We start from the raw sequence: 17747 nt of genomic DNA, 5'->3' as shown, positions 1-17747 counted from the left end.
TTGGGATGGACTTAATAATAAAAGCGCCCGGCGGGTGCCGGGCGCTAAATTTTACGGGATTATGAACCCATGCGGTAGTTTGGTGACTCTTTGGTGATGGTCACGTCATGCACGTGGCTTTCATTGATGCCCGCGCCGCTGATACGCACGAACTCCGCTTTGGTGCGCAGATCGTCAATGGTCTGGCAACCCGTCAGGCCCATGCAAGAGCGTAAGCCGCCCATCTGCTGGTGCACGATCTCTTTCAGGCGGCCTTTATAGGCCACGCGGCCTTCGATACCTTCCGGTACCAGTTTGTCAGCGGCGTTATCGCTCTGGAAGTAACGATCTGAAGAGCCTTTAGACATCGCGCCCAGTGAACCCATACCGCGATAAGACTTGAACGAACGGCCCTGATACAGCTCGATTTCGCCCGGAGACTCTTCGGTACCAGCCAGCATAGAACCGACCATGACGGCCGCTGCGCCTGCTGCAATCGCTTTAGCGATGTCGCCAGAGAAGCGGATGCCGCCATCAGCGATAACCGGAATGCCGGTGCCTTCCAGCGCGGCAACCGCATCAGAAACCGCGGTGATCTGTGGCACGCCAACACCAGTGACGATACGCGTGGTACAGATTGAGCCAGGACCGATCCCCACTTTCACCGCGCTCACGCCGGCCTGCGCCAGCGCCAATGCGCCTGCGCCGGTGGCAACGTTGCCGCCGATGATTTCCAGGTTCGGGTATTTTGCACGGGTTTCACGAATACGCTGCAGCACGCCTTCAGAGTGACCGTGTGATGAGTCAATCAGCAGCACGTCAACACCGGCAGCAACCAGCGCATCAACGCGCTCTTCATTGCCCGCACCGGCACCAACAGCAGCGCCTACGCGCAGACGGCCTTCCGCATCTTTACACGCGTTAGGTTTACGTTCGGCTTTTTGGAAGTCTTTAACGGTGATCATGCCCAGCAGGTGGAAGCTGTCATCAACAACCAGCGCTTTCTCAACACGTTTTTCATGCATTTTGTGCAGCACAACTTCGCGTGCTTCACCCTCTTTCACCGTTACCAGGCGCTCTTTAGGGGTCATCACCGCGGAAACTGGTAAGGTCAGGTCGGTAACAAAACGCACGTCACGGCCCGTGATGATGCCCACCAGCTCGTTGTCGGTGTTCACGACCGGGTAGCCGGCGAAGCCGTTACGTTCGGTCAGCTCTTTCACCGCCGCCAGCGCGGTAGTTGGCAGCACGGTTTGTGGATCGGTAACGACGCCGCTTTCGTGTTTTTTCACCTTACGAACTTCATCCGCCTGGCGCTCAATTGACATGTTTTTGTGAATAAAGCCCAAACCACCTTCCTGCGCCAGCGCAATTGCCAGACCGGCTTCGGTCACGGTGTCCATTGCAGCGGAGAGCATGGGGATGTTCAGACGAATGTTTTTCGTCAGTTGAGTGCTGAGATCAGCGGTGTTCGGTAAGACAGTGGAGTGAGCGGGAACGAGCAGAACGTCGTCAAATGTGAGGGCTTCTTTAGCGATTCTTAACATTGCAATATCTCCACCTGGGGGCGATTAAAACAGATAAAATATTGCCGCGGCATTATACAGGCCGAAACCGATTGCCTCCAGTGTTTTTTCAGAAAATGTCTTGATCCTCGGGGCAAGCAATGTAGTATCAGTTGATTAACCCTCTGATTTAAAATTTGATCTACATCACATGTCGCTACCGCCAACCGCCAATATTTTTACCGTCAGCCGCCTGAACACCACGGTGCGCCAACTGCTGGAAAATGAGATGGGCCTGGTGTGGCTCAGCGCTGAAATTTCAAATTTCACTCAGCCCTCTTCCGGTCATTGGTACTTCACGTTGAAGGATGATGGCGCACAAGTTCGCTGCGCGATGTTCCGCAACAGCAACCGTCGCGTCACCTTCCGTCCTCAACATGGCCAGCAAGTGTTAGTACGCGCCAGCATCACGCTGTATGAGCCGCGCGGCGATTATCAGCTGATTATCGAAAGCATGCATCCGGCCGGTGAAGGCTTGCTGCAGCAGCAATTCGAGCAGCTGAAAGCGCGTTTAGCCGCGGAAGGCTTATTCGATCAACAGTTCAAACAGCCGCTGCCGGATCCGGCGCGTCAGGTGGGCGTGATTACCTCCGCCACCGGCGCGGCGCTGCACGACGTGCTGCGCGTGCTGCATCGACGCGATCCTTCACTGCCGGTGATTATCTATCCCACCGCGGTGCAAGGCGTGGATGCGCCGGCTGGCATTGTGCGTGCCATTGAGCTGGCTAACCAGCGCGATGAGTGTGACGTGCTGATTGTCGGTCGTGGCGGCGGTTCGCTGGAAGATTTGTGGAGTTTCAATGATGAGCGCGTGGCGCGAGCGATTTTTGCCAGCCGCCTGCCGATTGTCAGCGCCGTTGGGCATGAAACCGATGTCACCATCGCTGACTTCGTAGCGGATTTACGTGCGCCGACGCCGTCTGCTGCGGCAGAATTGGTGAGCCGTAATCAGCTTGAGCTGTTGCGCCGTTTGCAGTCGCAGCAGCAGCGCATGGAGATGGCGATGGATTTCTATCTGGCTCAGCAGCAGCGTCGCTTCACGCGCATTCAGCACCGCTTGCAGCAGCAGCATCCACAGCTGCGTCTGGCACGCCAGCAAACCGCGCTCTTCCAGCTGCAGCGCCGTCTCGGTGAAGCGATGGACCAGCGCATGCGTGTGGCCAATCGTCAGCAGGATCGCCTGCTGCAACGCCTTAACGCCCAGCAGCCGCAGGGACGTATTCTGCGCGCTCAGCAGCAGCTCCAGCAATGGCACTATCGCTTACAGCAGGGCATGGAGAAGCAGCTCAATCACAATCGTCAGCGCTTTGGCACGCTGGCGGCACAGCTGGAAGGCGTGAGCCCGCTGGCAACGCTGGCGCGTGGCTTCAGCGTAACCACCGACACCCAAGGTCAGGTGGTGAAGAAAACTCAACAGCTGAGCAAAGGCGACTTGCTGCGCACCCGGCTGGACGATGGTTGGGTGGAAAGCCAGGTTACCGCACTCGAACCGCAGAAATCCCGGAGCCGCAAAGCGCGTTCATAGCGGGAAAACTATACTTCTGGCATGTACCTCAATGGCCAGGAGTTTTTTTATGTCTTACAGCGTTATTCCTCCCTACATTCTGCGCAATATCATTGATAACTGCTCCGGCGCGCAGCAAGACTACGCGCGCCGCACCCTCACCCACGTCCAGCACCTGATGGGCGAACATAACGCTAAACCAGCAAGCACCGCCACCACTCAGCCAGGTACAGTGCTGCGTGCTATCTATGACGCCGAAGGGACGCAAAATCTGCCCGGCACGTTGGTGCGCGAAGAAGGCCAGCCGGGAAATGGTGATGTTGCAGCCGAAGAAGCCTGGAACTATCTCGGCATTACCTACGATTTCTTCTGGCAAATCTACCAACGCAACTCGCTGGACAATAAAGGCCTGAAGCTCGATGGCACCGTGCATTACGGCAAGGAGTATCAGAACGCCTTCTGGAACGGGCAGCAGATGGTGTTTGGTGACGGTGACGGCGAGATTTTCAATCGCTTCACTATCGCGCTGGATGTGGTGGCGCACGAGCTGACGCACGGCGTGACAGAAACCGAAGCGGGATTAATCTATTTCCAACAGGCAGGCGCGCTGAATGAATCGATGTCTGACGTGTTTGGTTCGCTGGTGAAGCAATTTCACCTCAAGCAGAGCGCCGATCAGGCCGACTGGATTATCGGCGAAGGTCTACTGGCGCAGGGCATCAACGGGCGCGGATTGCGCTCGATGTCGTCACCGGGAACGGCTTACGATGATCCGGTGCTGGGTAAAGATCCGCAACCGGCCGATATGGCGCACTACATCGAAACGCGTGACGACAACGGCGGCGTGCACCTCAATTCCGGCATTCCCAATCGCGCCTTTTACCTCGCCGCTAAAGCGCTGGGCGGCTTTGCGTGGGAACAGGCCGGTCAAGCGTGGTACGACACGCTGTGCGACAAAACGCTGCCGCAGGATGCCGATTTCAGCACCTTTGCGCGCTTTACCGTGCAGCACGCCAATCAACGATTCAACAGCTCAGTGGCGGAAAAGATCCAATCTGCCTGGCAGCAGGTAGGCGTAACATGGACATCCAACTGACCGATGACGCAATCATCGAACTGGCGCGGGAAGGCGGAATCGCTTTTATCCCTAAACTGCGCGGAGAGCGGCGCTTTACGCTGGCGGAACTGCCGGAACCGCAAAAGCAGCGCGTCTGCGAGGTGCTGGAACAGGCAATGCCCTTGGGGGAAACGGAAGATCAGGCGGCAAATGTCGGTCGTGGCGATCAGCGCTACTACCGCATTCAAATCACCTATGCTACCCATCGCGAAGCGGGAAGTTTCGTGATTTTAATTCCCGAACAACTGGCGCCCCCCGAGCTGCAATCGCTGTGGCGAGACGGTGAATAGGTTATCGGAGATCTCTCAAGGCAGAGCGTAACTGATTGACTATACTCATTATGTGGCTAGCTAGTCCACGTCGAAGAAAACACCCTTAGATGAGGTCTCTGCTATGACACAAAAAAAGCAACGAGGTGGTGCCGGGAACTTTGCAGAGGACCCGGAGCGCGCCAGGGAAGCCGGTAGCGCTGGCGGCAAAGTCAGTGGGGGTAATTTCAGAAACGATCCTGAAAGAGCCAGGGAAGCTGGAAGAAAAGGAGGTCAAAAAAGCCGTCGCCCTTCTAAGCAGCAGTAATTAAGGTGCCTTAAAGGAAGAGATGTGCCACGGAGGGTGATAAAAAAAAGGCCGACATCATGATGTCGGCCTTTCTCCTTTTTTAACTTACTTGCTGTCTGGCAGCGCGTAAGCAATCACGTAATCACCACGGTCTGGCGACTGACGTGCACCGCCTGCGGAGATCAGGATGTACTGTTTGCCGGTTTTCGGCGAAACATAGCTGATTGGACCGCCCTGGCTGCCGACTGGCAGACGTGCTTTCCACACTTCTTTACCGGTTGAGCTATCGAAAGCGCGCAGATAGTAATCCTGCGTACCCGCGATGAACACCAGGCCACCCTGCGTTGCCAGCGTGCCGCCTAAGGTCGGCATACCAATTGGCATTTTCGCGCGCATTTTGATACCAAACGGACCGGTATCTTCTACCGTACCCACCGGCACCTGCCACACAATCTGACGGGTTTTCATGTCAATCGCTGACAGCGTACCGAACGGCGGAGCCTGGCACGGAATGCCCAGCGGCGACATGAAACGGTTTTTGTTCACCGCGTACGGTGTGCCTTTCAGCGGAACCGCACCCATACCGGTGTTGATAGCTTCACCACCGTTGCTGGCCGCCGTTTTGCTGGTGTCTTGTGGAATCATCTGTACCCACAGGCCCAGACGCATGTCGTTAACGAACATGTACTGGTTGTTCGGGTCAAACGAGATACCGCCCCAGTTCATACCGCCCAGTGAACCTGGGAAGCTGAGGGATTTATCGGTATCCGGCACGGTGAACAGACCATCGTAACGCATGCCTTTAAAGGCAATACGGCACGCCAGCTGATCAAACGGTGTTGCACCCCACATATCCGATTCCGTCATTTTCTGGTTGCCGATATTTGGCATTTCCACGGAGTGCGGCTGAGTTTTGGTGTACTGCTCGTTCGGGATGTGACCCTGCGGCATCGGCAGCTCTTCAACTTTGGTCAAAGGCTTGCCGGTCAGGCGGTCCAGCACCCAGATCATGCCGGTTTTCGCGCCGATAACTACAGCTGGCTTGTTAGTGCCGTCCTTCATCGGGAAGTCGACCAGGCTCGGCTGCATTGGCAGGTCGAAGTCCCACAGATCGTTATGCACGGTCTGATAAACCCACTTCTGCTTACCGGTGGTGGCATCCAACGCCAGGATTGATGCGCCGTAAGTGTGATCCAGTTTGGTACGGTTCGCACCCCACAGATCCACTGACGAGCTACCCATCGGCAGGAACACGGTGTTCATTGCCGGATCGTAAGACATTGGCGCCCACGAGTTTGGCGTACTGCGGGTGTAATTTTTACCCGGCATCAGCACCGCATTGGGGTCGTCGTTGCCTGGGTCAAACGCCCAACGCATCTGACCGGTGATGACGTCAAAACCACGCAGCACGCCGCCAGGCATGTCGGTCTGTACGTTATCGGCGACACGACCACCCACAACAACAGTGGTACCGGCCATCGCTGGCGGTGACGTCAACTGATATTGCGGATCTGGCGCACTGCCCAGACCGGTTTTCAGGTCAACCACACCGTGCGTACCGAAGGTGTCGCACAGCTCACCGTTGTCGGCGTTGATAGCAATCAGACGCGCATCAATGGTGTTCATCAGAATACGACGCTGACAGGTGTCGCCAGCAGGCAGCACAGCGGCAGTAACCGGCGTTGAACCCGGCTCGGTTGGCTGCTGCAGGGGTTTAGTCGCATCGAAATAGGCTAAGCCACGGCAGCGGTTCCACACTTCTGCCTGCGCGTTGATTTCGCGTTTCCAGATTTCCTTACCACTGTCTGCGGCAACCGCAATCACATTGTTATGCGGGGTGCACAGGAACAGCGTGTTGCCCACCTGCAGCGGGGTTTGCTGATCTTCCGCACCGTTACCGGTTGGGCTGATTGGCGTATCGCCAGTGTGGAAAGTCCAGGCAACCTGCAGATCTTTCACGTTATCGCGGGTAATCTGATCGATGGCAGCGAAGCGGTCGCCACCCGGCGTACGGCCGTAGCTGCTCCAGTCTTGCTGAGGTTTTGATTTATCGACCGGAATCAGCGGCAGCTGTTTACCGTCAAATGCCACGGTAGGATGCGGCTGGAACATCTGCACGAAAGTCGCCACCATGCCCACCACGATCACCGCAGACAGCACATAAGAGACTTTTGCCAGGGAGCTTTTGCCTTCGCTTTTACGCAGGGCTGGCCAGGTGAGGAATGCAAACAGCATCAAGCCGGCCGGCACCATCAAGCGCGAGACCAGCGGCCAGAAATGCAGGCCTGCATCATACAGTGACCAAATCAGCGTGCCAGCAAACACCAGAATAAACAGGGTGACGGCGGATGATTTGCGACGGAAGAACTGAATGGCCGCCAGCAACATAACGATACCGGCGATGAGGAAGTACCAGCTGCCGCCCAGCGCGACCAGCTTGCCGCCGCCGATTGCGAAGAACAAGCCGATTGCCAGCAAGACCAGGCCAAACAGTACGGACCAGATGCTCAGCCCTTTGCCGGGACGAGCGGAATTTTCTGCCATAACAAAAACTCTCCTGAAAAAATAAAGCGCTGGCGCCGATAAATCTGTGGCAGCCGATGACAAGGCCCCAGCCGCAGCGGGAGACTGGAACTATTCCGTTACGCTTTATTTTATATCTATTGATACGGGTGCAATGCCCGTGATTCGGCGCTTGTGAGCGAGGACACAACGTAGGTGAGAGTGATTCTCGCGACAAGGCGGCAGGATTGTACCACCTGGTACAATAAAAAGTGAATATCCATAACGCGGCAGTCACTGGTTAATAGCATTTTTGCTACAAATCCAGGCGTAACTGGTTAATAACTTTAGGCTTGGAATCCGGAGTTTTTAATCTGCGATGAAGTCAGGCGTAAATTCGACGCGCTTTTTCGAGATGAGACCGTCGCCGTGCTGACAAAAGTAGTCGACAGCGCCACAGGCTTTCAGCACTTGTAACGGCTGATGGCAATCCGGGCATAAGGCGATACGATCGAAATGACGTTCACAATTGGGGCAGTCAAAACCGGTTTCACTGAGAGTGAGTGGTTGCTGACAGGTTGGGCAGGAAAAGTTCATCCATTATCCTCTGCGCTTTGGATGGCGGCCGCCATAAATGGCGCCACTACAAGTTACAGGTGAAAAAAAAGGGCCCTGCTGGGCCCTTCTCATCTTAACGCTTGTTCTTCTTCAGATGCGACATCAGACGCTGACGTTTACGCTGCTGCGTTGGCGTCAACAGGTTGCGTTTGCCCGCGTACGGGTTATCGCCTTCTTTGAACTGAATGCGAATCGGCGTACCCATAACGTTGAGTGAACGACGGAAGTAGTTCATCAGGTAACGCTTATAGGAATCAGCCAGATCTTTCACCTGGTTGCCGTGAATCACCACGATTGGCGGGTTATAACCACCGGCGTGCGCATACTTCAGCTTCACGCGGCGACCCCGCACCAACGGCGGTTGGTGATCGTCGGCGGCCATGGTCATGATGCGCGTCAGCATTGCGGTGCCCACACGCTTGGTGGAGCAGTCGTACGCTTCGGTCACCGATTCGAACAGGTTGCCGACGCCGCTGCCGTGCAGGGCGGAAATAAAGTGGATGCGCGCAAAATCGATAAAGCCCAGGCGGAAGTCCAACATCTCTTTGACTTCATCTCTGGCTTCCTGCGTCATGCCATCCCACTTGTTGACCACGATCACCAGTGAGCGCCCACTGTTCAGGATAAAGCCGAGCAGCGAGAGATCCTGATCGGAGATTCCGGCACGGGCATCAATCACCAGCATCACCACGTTAGCATCTTCGATCGCTTGCAACGTTTTGATAACTGAGAATTTTTCGACGGTTTCGGTGATTTTACCGCGCTTACGTACGCCAGCGGTATCAATCAGGACATACTCACGTCCGTCACGTTCCATCGGAATATAGATGCTGTCGCGCGTGGTGCCCGGCATGTCGAAGACCACGACACGGTCTTCGCCAAGAATGCGGTTAGTTAGCGTTGACTTACCCACGTTCGGGCGGCCAACGATAGCGAGTTTGATTGGCAGTGTGGTTGGGTCGAAATCTTCTTCTTCCTCTTCCTCCAGCGCCTTCTCACTCTCTTCTTCTAAATCGGCCCAATAAGCAGCGTTCTCTTCTTCTTCAGTGAGCTCGACTTCTGGAACGATTTCTTCCATCCACGGCAACAGTGCGGTTTCCAGCAGGTTGTTAACGCCGCGGCCATGCGAAGCTGCAATGGCGTGAATCTCGCCTAAGCCCAGCGCATAGAAATCCAGCACCGCCGCTTCCGGGTCGATACCGTCAGTTTTGTTGGCGACAACAAAGGTGGCTTTCTCACGGGCACGCAGATGATTAGCGATTTGCTGATCCGCCGGCATTACGCCCGCGCGCGCATCCACCATAAACAGCACCACATCGGCTTCTTCAATCGCCAGCAGCGACTGCTCCGCCATGCGGTTTTCTACGCCCTCTTCGGTGCCATCAATACCGCCGGTATCAATAACAATGAATTCGCGCCCTTCCACTTCGGCGCGACCATATTTGCGATCGCGAGTCAGTCCAGGAAAATCCGCCACCAGCGCATCACGTGTGCGTGTTAAACGGTTAAATAGCGTAGATTTTCCCACATTGGGACGCCCAACCAGCGCGACCACAGGTACCATAACACTTGCCTCAGTTTTTAAAATAATTCGCCCGAATGGCGTGATTATAACGACATTTGACGCCAGGCGTCAGGCTGAAGGCGCAAAGAATACCATGCCTGACTAAAAACGAAACGGCCCCTGACGAATCAGGAGCCGTGTAAGCGAGCGGGAAACGCGTTCCCGCAGAGCCATATCCTTAACGGGTGATGGCGTAAACTTCTCCGCCTTTCGCCTGGATCAGCAGCTTGTCACCGGCAACCACCGGTTCAGTCTGGAAGCCATCGCTGTCCAGTTTCTGCTGCGCCACGAAGCGGCCGTCAAGGGTGTTAATCCAGTGCAGATAACCTTCGCTATCACCGACAACCAGATAACCGTTGAACAGCACCGGCGAGGTCAGATTACGATGCAGCAGATCGCTTTGACGCCAGATGGCTACGCCACCATCAGCATTCAGGGCAATCACGCGGTCATCCTGATCGACCAGATAGATACGACCCGCATCCACCACCATGTCTTTCACGCCGCCAATCTCACGTTTCCACAGCACCTGACCAGAACGCAGTTCCAGCGCGGTGAGGTTACCGTTATACGCCAGCGCATAAACCACACCGTTTACCACGACTGGCGTAGTATCGACGTCGCTCAGGCGATCGATTTCCGTGGCGCCGCTTGGCTGCGAAATACGCTGCTGCCAAATCAGCTGACCTTGATTGACGATGACTGCGCTCACGCGGCCATTATCGCCACCCACAATTGCGCCACCAAAGGCCACGGTCGGGGCTGATTCACCGCGCAGTGACAGCGCAGGCATATCAAGGTTAACGGTCCATTTGATCACGCCAGTGCTCTGATCAAGGCCTTGCAACATACCGTTGCTGGTGTGAACCAGCACTAAACCGTCGCTCACCACCGGACGCGACAGCGCTTCACCGGCGACCTTGGTCTGCCAGGCAATGCCACCATCGCTGGTATTCAACGCAAATACCTGACCACGTTCGCTACCGATGTAGATGCGATCGCCGCTGGCGGTGACGCCGCCAGAGAGCAGTGCCGAGATGTTTTTCGAGAAGAAGCCGGTTTTCTCAGAGAGATCGACTTTCCATTTCTCTTTACCATTGCTGGCATCAAGCGCTTTAACCACACCAAAACGATCCGCAGCATACACGGTACCGTCCAGCCAGGCTGGATGCAGATTGGAATAGAAATCACCAACGCCATCGCCAACCGAGGTGCTCCACGCGGTCTGCGGCGTAAACTGGTTTTCCACTTTAGGCAGCGGGGCCATTTTCACTACATCTTCTTCGCCGCTGAACAGCGAGCAACCGCTGAGCAGAGTGACTGAAATCAGCCCTGGCAGCAGGTATTTACGTAATTCCATGTGCGCTCTCTTGACTGGCTTAACTTAAGTTATTCATCTTCATCTGCAGCATTTGCTTCAGCGCAGGAGAGGCCTGCGATTCAGCACCTTTGCTCCAGGCATCACGCGCGCCCTGCTTATCGCCTTTGCTCAGCAGTGCTTCGCCACGAATGTCCGCCACAATGGCTGTCCAGCCATCACCTTTAACATTGTTAAGGGTAGAAAGTGCGGCATCGGCCTGACTTTGCTGCAACTGAATGCGAGCCAGACGCAGGTTAATCACCGCCTGCAGGTTGGCATCTTTGGTATCTTTCAGCCCACTCTGTAACAGAGTGATAGCTTTATCGAGCTGATTGGTTTCAACATACTGCTTAGCCAGATCCAACGAAGCCAACGCACCATAGGTGTTGTTGTTTTCGCTGGCGAAAGTGGCGACCGCTTCCAGCGAATCAGGCTTGTCCGCCTGCATCGCGCTGGTCAGCTGTTGATATTCTGCTGATGCCGCTTTATCGGTGCCTTCCTGATGACTGGACCAGAAACGCCAGCCACCCAGCGCAGCGATACCGATGATTACGCCAACGGCCAGGAATTTGCCATTGTTGGCAAAGAACTGACGCAGCGCGTCAACTTGTTCGTTTTCGTTGCTGTAAACTTCCACGCAATCCCTCTCTTTAAAATGGCTGTTGCAGTGCTGCGCTTACTGCAGCAGCGTGCGCAACGTCGCAGCGGCGTCGCTCTGAGCCAGCGTCTGTTGATCGCCGGTACGCAGGTCTTTCACCACAACCTGGCCCGCTTTCACTTCATCTTCGCCCAGCACCAGCGCAATGCGTGCGCCCCACTTGTCTGCACGGGCAAATTGCTTCTTGAAGTTACCGCCACCAAAGTTGGTCATCATCTTCAGTGCCGGATCAGCATCACGCAGTTTTTCCGCCAGTTGCATCGCGGCGGACTGAACGCCCTGCCCCGAAGCGATAACATAGACATCAACAATGCGCGTCGGTTCAAATTCTGGATTAACTGCTTGCACCAGCAACACCAGACGCTCCATACCCATGGCAAAACCAACCGCTGGCGTGGCACGTCCACCCAGCTGTTCAACTAAACCATCGTAACGTCCGCCGCCGCACACGGTGCCCTGCGAACCGAGGCTGCTGGTCACCCATTCAAACACGGTACGGTTATAGTAATCGAGGCCGCGCACCAGGCGCTGGTTAATGCGATAGTTAATGCCCGCGTCGCCCAGCAAGGCGCACAGGCCGCTGAAGTGCTCGCGTGACTCCTCATCAAGGAATTCGCCTAGCGTTGGCGCATCGTTTAACAGTTTCTGGATGTCAGGATTTTTGCTGTCGAGCACGCGCAGTGGATTGGTGTACATGCGGCGTTTACAATCTTCGTCGAGTACGTCCTGATGTTGCTCAAGGAATGCCACCAGCGCGCTGCGATAGTTGGCACGCGCGTCCAGCGAACCGATAGAGTTCAGCTCCAGCTCAACATGCTCGGCAATACCTAACGCTTTCCACCAGCGCGCGGTCATCATGATCAGCTCAGCATCTACGTCCGGGCCTTGCAGGCCGAAGACTTCGACACCCATCTGATGGAACTGGCGATAACGACCTTTCTGCGGGCGCTCGTAGCGGAACATCGGGCCGGTGTACCAAAGACGCTGTTCCTGATTGTACAGCAGACCGTGCTCGATACCGGCGCGCACGCAACCTGCAGTGCCTTCCGGACGCAGCGTCAGGCTTTCGCCGTTGCGGTCTTCAAAGGTGTACATCTCTTTCTCAACCACGTCGGTGACTTCACCGATCGCGCGGCTGAACAACGGGGTGTGCTCAACGATTGGCAGACGGATTTCACTGTAACCATAACTGGCCAGCACCTGCTTAAGGGTGCCTTCAATACGCTGCCAAATCGCGGTATCCGCCGGCAGATAATCGTTCATCCCGCGAATCGCTTGAATATTCTTCGCCACGTTAGAATCTCTTAAGACAAAAAAACCTGAGCGGCATCATACCTTATGAGGATGAAACCGCACAGGTTCAATCACAAACTGGCACGCGACAGGCGCGCACCACGATTATTTTTCCAACTGCTGCACGTTGATACGGCGGCTTTCATCCAGCATGCTGGCTTTAGCGCGAATACGCGCTTCCAGCTGGTCGATCATGTCGTTGTTATCGAGACGATCGCGCTGGCGCACACCATCTTCGTAGAAGCCGCTTTTCTTGGCTCCGCCGGTCACGCCGAGGGTAGAAACTGTCGCTTCACCCGGACCGTTCACCACGCAACCGATAATGGAAATATCCATCGGTGTGATGATGTCTTCCAGCCGCTCTTCCAGCGCATTGACCGTACCGATGACATCAAACTCCTGACGCGAACAGGTCGGGCAGGCAATAAAGTTGATGCCGCGGGAGCGGATGCGCAGAGATTTGAGGATATCGTAGCCGACTTTCACTTCTTCAACCGGATCGGCCGCCAGCGAAATACGCAGCGTATCGCCGATGCCTTCGGCCAGCAGTAAACCTAAACCGATCGCCGATTTCACGGAACCCGCACGCGCGCCGCCCGCTTCGGTGATACCGAGGTGCAGCGGCTGATCGATGGCTTTCGCCAGCAAACGATAAGATTCAACGGCAAGGAAGACGTCAGAGGCTTTGACGCTCACTTTGAACTGATCAAAGTTGAGGCGATCAAGGTGATCCACATGGCGCATCGCGGATTCGAGCAGCGCCTGCGGCGTTGGCTCGCCATATTTTTCCTGCAGATCTTTTTCCAGCGAACCGGCATTAACGCCGATACGGATCGGAATGTTGTAATGACGCGCACAATCCACCACCTGGCGAATACGCTCATTGTTGCCGATGTTGCCTGGATTGATACGCAGACAATCCACGCCATATTCAGCGACTTTCAGTGCGATGCGATAGTCAAAGTGAATGTCCGCGACCAGCGGCACGTTGACCTGTTGCTTAATCAGTTTGAAGGCTTCAGCCGCATCCATAGTGGGAACGGAGACGCGCACGATATCAACCCCGACGCGCTCAAGCTGGCGAATCTGGTTAACGGTGGCGTCCACGTCAGTGGTGCGGGTGTTGGTCATTGACTGAACGGCGATGGGCGCACCATCGCCAACTGGCACCTTGCCGACGTAAATCCGTGTTGATTTGCGACGGATGATGGGTGCTTCGTTATGCATATTCTCTCTCCACAATTACCCGGAAAGCGCGCTGCGCGTTATTGCGCACCCAGCGTCAGACGGGCAACCTGGTTATTACGGATAAAACGACTTAAATCAACGGGCTGATTCTGATATTGCACGTCAACCGCACCCGGTGCGCCAATTTTCAGACGATACGGAGCCGTTCCGGACAAACTCAGCTTACCGCCGCTACGTTGCAAACCGCTGAACAACTTCTTGCCGGTCGCATCGCTGACTTCCAGCCAGCAGTCGGCTTTGAAGTTCATTACGATGGCATTCGGATCGCCTGCCGGTTGGCTGACTGCCGCATTCGCGGTAGGCATTTGACCAGCAGGAACACTGTTTGCTGGCGCCGGAGAGGTCGCCGCTGGCGGCGCTGTATCAATCGGAGCCTGGCTTGGCGAAACCACGGCGTTGTCGCTGCCGGTGGTTTGCGCATTGTTGCTCATGCTCGACGCAGGTGCGCCGGCGTTGCTTTCAGGCGTGGCCACTGCGCCAGCTCCGTTATCGACTGGCGTACCGGCAGCGTTAGTATCCGCATCAGTATTGCTGTCGGTGCTGTTGTCGCCCAATGGAATGGACTGGCTATTGTCGCCGCTGCCGTTTTGATCGGCCATCGACACCAAATCAGCCTGTGACGCTTTATGGTTCTGCCACCACCACGCACCGGTCAAACCGACTACGACGAAAATCACCAACCAGGTGAAGATCATCAGCCAGCCATCGCGCTTTTTACGACGCTTACCCAATGAGAAGCTCTGCATCGGCTCGATCCTGGCAGCACGAACTGGAGCCTGTTTTGCCATCATCGGCAGCAGGTCATCTTCCGGCACATGCACCAGACGGGCATAGGAGCGAATGTAACCGCGCAGGAATGTCGAAGCCAAATCAGCTGGTGATTTATCCTCTTCAATATCACGCACGGTAGTAAGTTTCAGGCACAGGCGTTCAGCGACGTTTTGCTGGGTCAGCCCCATCTGCTCACGGGCCAGACGCAGGCGTTCACCTGTGGAATGTACTGCAGAATTCTCTTGAGTGGCTTCAGTATTCATTAGCTAAATAACGCTGGTACTGTATCGATTGTGGAAAACTTCGCGCCAACCGGTCGCCATAACGTGTAACGTCAGCAGCGTTTCCCTGTTGCGCGGCGAAACGTATCTGTAACCACAGGCTCTCTGCCGTTGCGGGCAAACGCTGGTGGTACACTTCTAAAAGCAGCGGAACCGACTGCTGTTCCTGCTGTTCAAGCCGCCTTTCCACTTCCCTCAGCAGTTGACTGCCCTGCTCCGGTGCGGCATCCAGCGCGTAACCTAACTGCTCGCGCGCTGCGGCACTCTCATCAGCCTGCAGGTAACAATAGCCCGAAAACAGGAATGCATCCTGACGAGCATCGATTTCCTGCGCCTCAATTGCCAGCTTAAACTGTTGATGCGCTTCGTCATACTGCCTTAAACCGCAGAGAAACGCACCGTAATTGTTAGCCACATAACCATTCAGCGGCGCTAACTGCTGCGCCTGCTGATAGTGCCAGCGGGTTTGTGCACTGTTCTGCTGCGCCTGCGCCACACGGGCCAGGGCCAACGGCACGCGATAATCTTTCGGCGCTGCCTGCTGAGCACGCAATAAATTGCGCTGTGCAGCGGCATAATCCTTCACCGCCAGATAATGCAATCCGAGCTGCAAACGGATATCCGCTGCACTCTGCTTTGCAGGATGATTGACACAACCGGTTACAACAAAGCCAGCCAGAATCGCGGCGGGTAATCCTTTACGCATTTCAGTCTCTCCATGAAAAATATGTGGAGAGACTGACATGAGTTACGCCCGCTGAATATCAGCAGGCGCTGGCTTTCAGAGCGCCTTCACAGAGATGGCTTCGCCCGCCATTTTCTTACGCAGCGTACGCTTGGTACGGTCAATCACATCGCCCGCCAGCTGACCACAAGCGGCGTCGATATCATCACCACGGGTTTTACGCACGATGGTGGTGAAACCGTAATCCATTAGCACTTTGGAGAAGCGATCGATACGGCTATTGGAGCTACGGCCATACGGCGCGCCCGGGAAGGGGTTCCACGGAATCAGGTTGATTTTGCACGGCGTCTCTTTCAGCAGTGCCGCCAGTTCATGCGCGTTGTCGGTGCTGTCATTGACGTGATCCAACATCACATACTCGATGGTCACACGGCCCTGATTGGCGTTGGACTTGCCGATGTAGCGTTTGACCGCCGCAAGGAAAGTCTCGATGTTGTACTTTTTGTTGATCGGCACGATCTCATCACGAATCGCATCGTTCGGTGCGTGCAGTGAAATCGCCAGCGCTACGTCGATCATATCGCCCAGCTTATCCAGCGCCGGCACCACGCCTGAGGTTGACAGCGTAACGCGACGTTTTGACAGACCGAAACCGAAGTCGTCCAGCATGATATCCATCGCCGGCACCACATTGTTCAGATTCAGCAGCGGTTCGCCCATGCCCATCATCACCACGTTGGTGATTGGGCGCTGACCGGTAATTTTCGCGGCACCGATGATTTTCGCGGCGCGCCATACCTGGCCGATAATTTCTGATACGCGCAGGTTGCGGTTAAAGCCCTGCTGCGCCGTCGAACAGAATTTGCACTCCAGCGCACAGCCTACCTGTGAAGAAACGCACAGGGTTGCGCGATCCGCTTCCGGGATGTAGACGGTTTCAACCAGCTGGTCGCCCACGCGAATCGCCCATTTAATGGTGCCATCGGTGGAACGCATCTCTTCCGCTACTTCCGGCGCACGGATTTCAGCGCGCTGCATCAGCTTACCGCGCAGCACTTTGTTGATGTCGGTCATCTGCTCGAAATCATCGCAGCAGTAGTGGTACATCCACTTCATGACCTGATCGGCACGGAACGGCTTTTCGCCCATCTCAAGAAAGAATTCGCGCATCTGCTGACGGTTAAGATCCAGCAGGTTAATTTTTTCGTTTTTTGGGGAAACAACCACGGGGGAAGCGGACGACGGCGTCACAATCTGTTCGGACATAATGTTCTCTGGCCTCGTTGTTACACGTTACGGCTCTGGTTAATAGTAGGAAAAAAACAGCGCCCTCGCTGAGGCTGGCTCAACAAGGGCGCATAATTGTACTACATCTGCTGCATGATGCCAGGGGAACCGTTTTACAGAGGTTGAACAGCTGTAAAGACGGGTGTCCGCTCAGGCCATCAACGCACTTAGCGAGTGCGTGGGCAGACTTCGTTTTCTGCGAAGAAGTACGCGATTTCGCGTGCTGCAGATTCAGCAGAGTCAGAACCGTGGGTCGCGTTCTCGGTGAAGCTGTCCGCGTAATCCGCACGCAGAGTCCCTGCCAGCGCGTTGTCTGGGTTAGTTGCACCCATCAGATCGCGGTGACGCTGAACGGCGTTTTCGCCTTCCAGTACAGAAACCACAACCGGACCAGAAGTCATGAATTCAACCAGACCATCAAAGAATGGACGGCCTTTGTGCTCAGCGTAGAAGCCTTCAGCCTGCTCTTTGGTCAGGTGCAGCATTTTTGCGCCAACGATTTTGAAGCCCGCGCTTTCAAAACGGTTATAAATTGCACCAATCACGTTCTTAGCGACGGCGTTTGGTTTCACGATTGAGAAAGTACGTTCGATTGCCATGTTGACCTCTAGTTAGCATCCTGAAGAATCCGGGAGCTCCTCCCGGTAAGAAAACGCGCCGATTATAGGGATATCGCAGCGCGTTGCCTATTAGCGATTTGCGGAATTAATGAAAATAATTGATTTTTGTCGGGGCGCGCAGGCAAAAAGTATGCCAT

Annotated in this window: 16 protein-coding genes; 4 read left to right on the top strand and 12 right to left on the bottom strand. The window is 55.3% G+C overall.

All coding sequences use genetic code 11. The annotated features are described in order from the left end of the window. Nucleotides 1-59 precede the first annotated feature (59 nt). The gene (gene guaB / locus MWH02_RS19965; RefSeq protein WP_101763497.1) at nt 60-1526 is read right to left on the bottom strand and encodes an IMP dehydrogenase; all 1467 of its coding nucleotides are present in this window, start codon (nt 1524-1526) and stop codon (nt 60-62) included. A gap of 169 nt (nt 1527-1695) precedes the next feature. On the opposite strand from guaB, the gene xseA reads away from it, so the two are divergent. From xseA to MWH02_RS19945, 4 genes are all read left to right on the top strand, one after another. Further along, entirely contained in the window at nt 1696-3069 is a 1374-nt protein-coding gene (gene xseA, locus MWH02_RS19960; RefSeq protein WP_110866471.1) for an exodeoxyribonuclease VII large subunit, read from the top strand. A 49-nt stretch (nt 3070-3118) separates the two neighbouring features. Continuing rightward, nucleotides 3119-4144: a M4 family metallopeptidase gene (locus tag MWH02_RS19955; protein WP_271461300.1), complete on the top strand. Its 1026-nt coding sequence runs from the start codon at nt 3119-3121 to the stop codon at nt 4142-4144. Next, complete coding sequence (locus MWH02_RS19950) at nt 4129-4455, top strand: protealysin inhibitor emfourin (protein ID WP_101763494.1); 327 nt, start codon at nt 4129-4131, stop codon at nt 4453-4455. Before MWH02_RS19955 ends, MWH02_RS19950 begins: the two co-directional genes overlap by 16 nt. Nucleotides 4456-4558: 103 nt before the next feature. Further along, complete coding sequence (locus MWH02_RS19945; RefSeq protein WP_045814915.1) at nt 4559-4741, top strand: con-10 family general stress protein; 183 nt, start codon at nt 4559-4561, stop codon at nt 4739-4741. Between the two features lie 87 nt (nt 4742-4828). Here the strand turns inward: MWH02_RS19945 and MWH02_RS19940 are convergent, their stop codons facing one another. From MWH02_RS19940 to ndk, 11 genes are all read right to left on the bottom strand, one after another. Next, nucleotides 4829-7267, bottom strand: coding sequence for a glucose/quinate/shikimate family membrane-bound PQQ-dependent dehydrogenase (locus MWH02_RS19940; protein WP_101763493.1), 2439 nt, complete (start codon nt 7265-7267; stop codon nt 4829-4831). Nucleotides 7268-7594: 327 nt separating this feature from the next. Next, on the bottom strand, nt 7595-7822 hold the full coding sequence (locus tag MWH02_RS19935; RefSeq protein ID WP_210081469.1) for a zinc ribbon domain-containing protein: 228 nt from the start codon (nt 7820-7822) through the stop codon (nt 7595-7597). 94 nt (nt 7823-7916) lie between these two features. Next, complete coding sequence (gene der, locus MWH02_RS19930; protein ID WP_271461299.1) at nt 7917-9407, bottom strand: ribosome biogenesis GTPase Der; 1491 nt, start codon at nt 9405-9407, stop codon at nt 7917-7919. Between the two features lie 178 nt (nt 9408-9585). Next, nucleotides 9586-10767: an outer membrane protein assembly factor BamB gene (gene bamB, locus MWH02_RS19925; protein ID WP_110866466.1), complete on the bottom strand. Its 1182-nt coding sequence runs from the start codon at nt 10765-10767 to the stop codon at nt 9586-9588. Between the two features lie 19 nt (nt 10768-10786). Beyond that, entirely contained in the window at nt 10787-11404 is a 618-nt protein-coding gene (locus tag MWH02_RS19920) for a YfgM family protein (RefSeq protein WP_101763489.1), read from the bottom strand. Nucleotides 11405-11443: 39 nt separating this feature from the next. Beyond that, nucleotides 11444-12718: a histidine--tRNA ligase gene (hisS, locus tag MWH02_RS19915; RefSeq protein WP_271461298.1), complete on the bottom strand. Its 1275-nt coding sequence runs from the start codon at nt 12716-12718 to the stop codon at nt 11444-11446. 105 nt (nt 12719-12823) lie between these two features. Continuing rightward, entirely contained in the window at nt 12824-13945 is a 1122-nt protein-coding gene (gene ispG / locus MWH02_RS19910) for a flavodoxin-dependent (E)-4-hydroxy-3-methylbut-2-enyl-diphosphate synthase (protein ID WP_101763487.1), read from the bottom strand. A 38-nt stretch (nt 13946-13983) separates the two neighbouring features. Next, complete coding sequence (gene rodZ / locus MWH02_RS19905) at nt 13984-15000, bottom strand: cytoskeleton protein RodZ (RefSeq protein WP_137386283.1); 1017 nt, start codon at nt 14998-15000, stop codon at nt 13984-13986. After that, the gene (pilW, locus tag MWH02_RS19900) at nt 14990-15724 is read right to left on the bottom strand and encodes a type IV pilus biogenesis/stability protein PilW (protein ID WP_271461297.1); all 735 of its coding nucleotides are present in this window, start codon (nt 15722-15724) and stop codon (nt 14990-14992) included. The genes rodZ and pilW overlap by 11 nt, the downstream gene beginning before the upstream one ends. Nucleotides 15725-15799: 75 nt before the next feature. Beyond that, nucleotides 15800-16969 carry a dual-specificity RNA methyltransferase RlmN gene (gene rlmN, locus MWH02_RS19895; protein ID WP_007884898.1) on the bottom strand — a complete coding sequence of 390 codons (1170 nt, stop codon included), beginning with the start codon at nt 16967-16969 and terminating at the stop codon, nt 15800-15802. Nucleotides 16970-17157: 188 nt separating this feature from the next. Beyond that, nucleotides 17158-17589, bottom strand: coding sequence for a nucleoside-diphosphate kinase (gene ndk, locus MWH02_RS19890; RefSeq protein ID WP_007884899.1), 432 nt, complete (start codon nt 17587-17589; stop codon nt 17158-17160). Nucleotides 17590-17747 lie beyond the last annotated feature (158 nt).

Origin of the sequence: Pantoea leporis, assembly GCF_028048155.1 — a bacterium.
GTDB classification, from domain to species: Bacteria; Pseudomonadota; Gammaproteobacteria; order Enterobacterales; family Enterobacteriaceae; genus Pantoea; species Pantoea leporis.
Note: the sequence above shows the minus strand (reverse complement) of the source record. Positions and strands in the feature narration are given on the sequence as shown.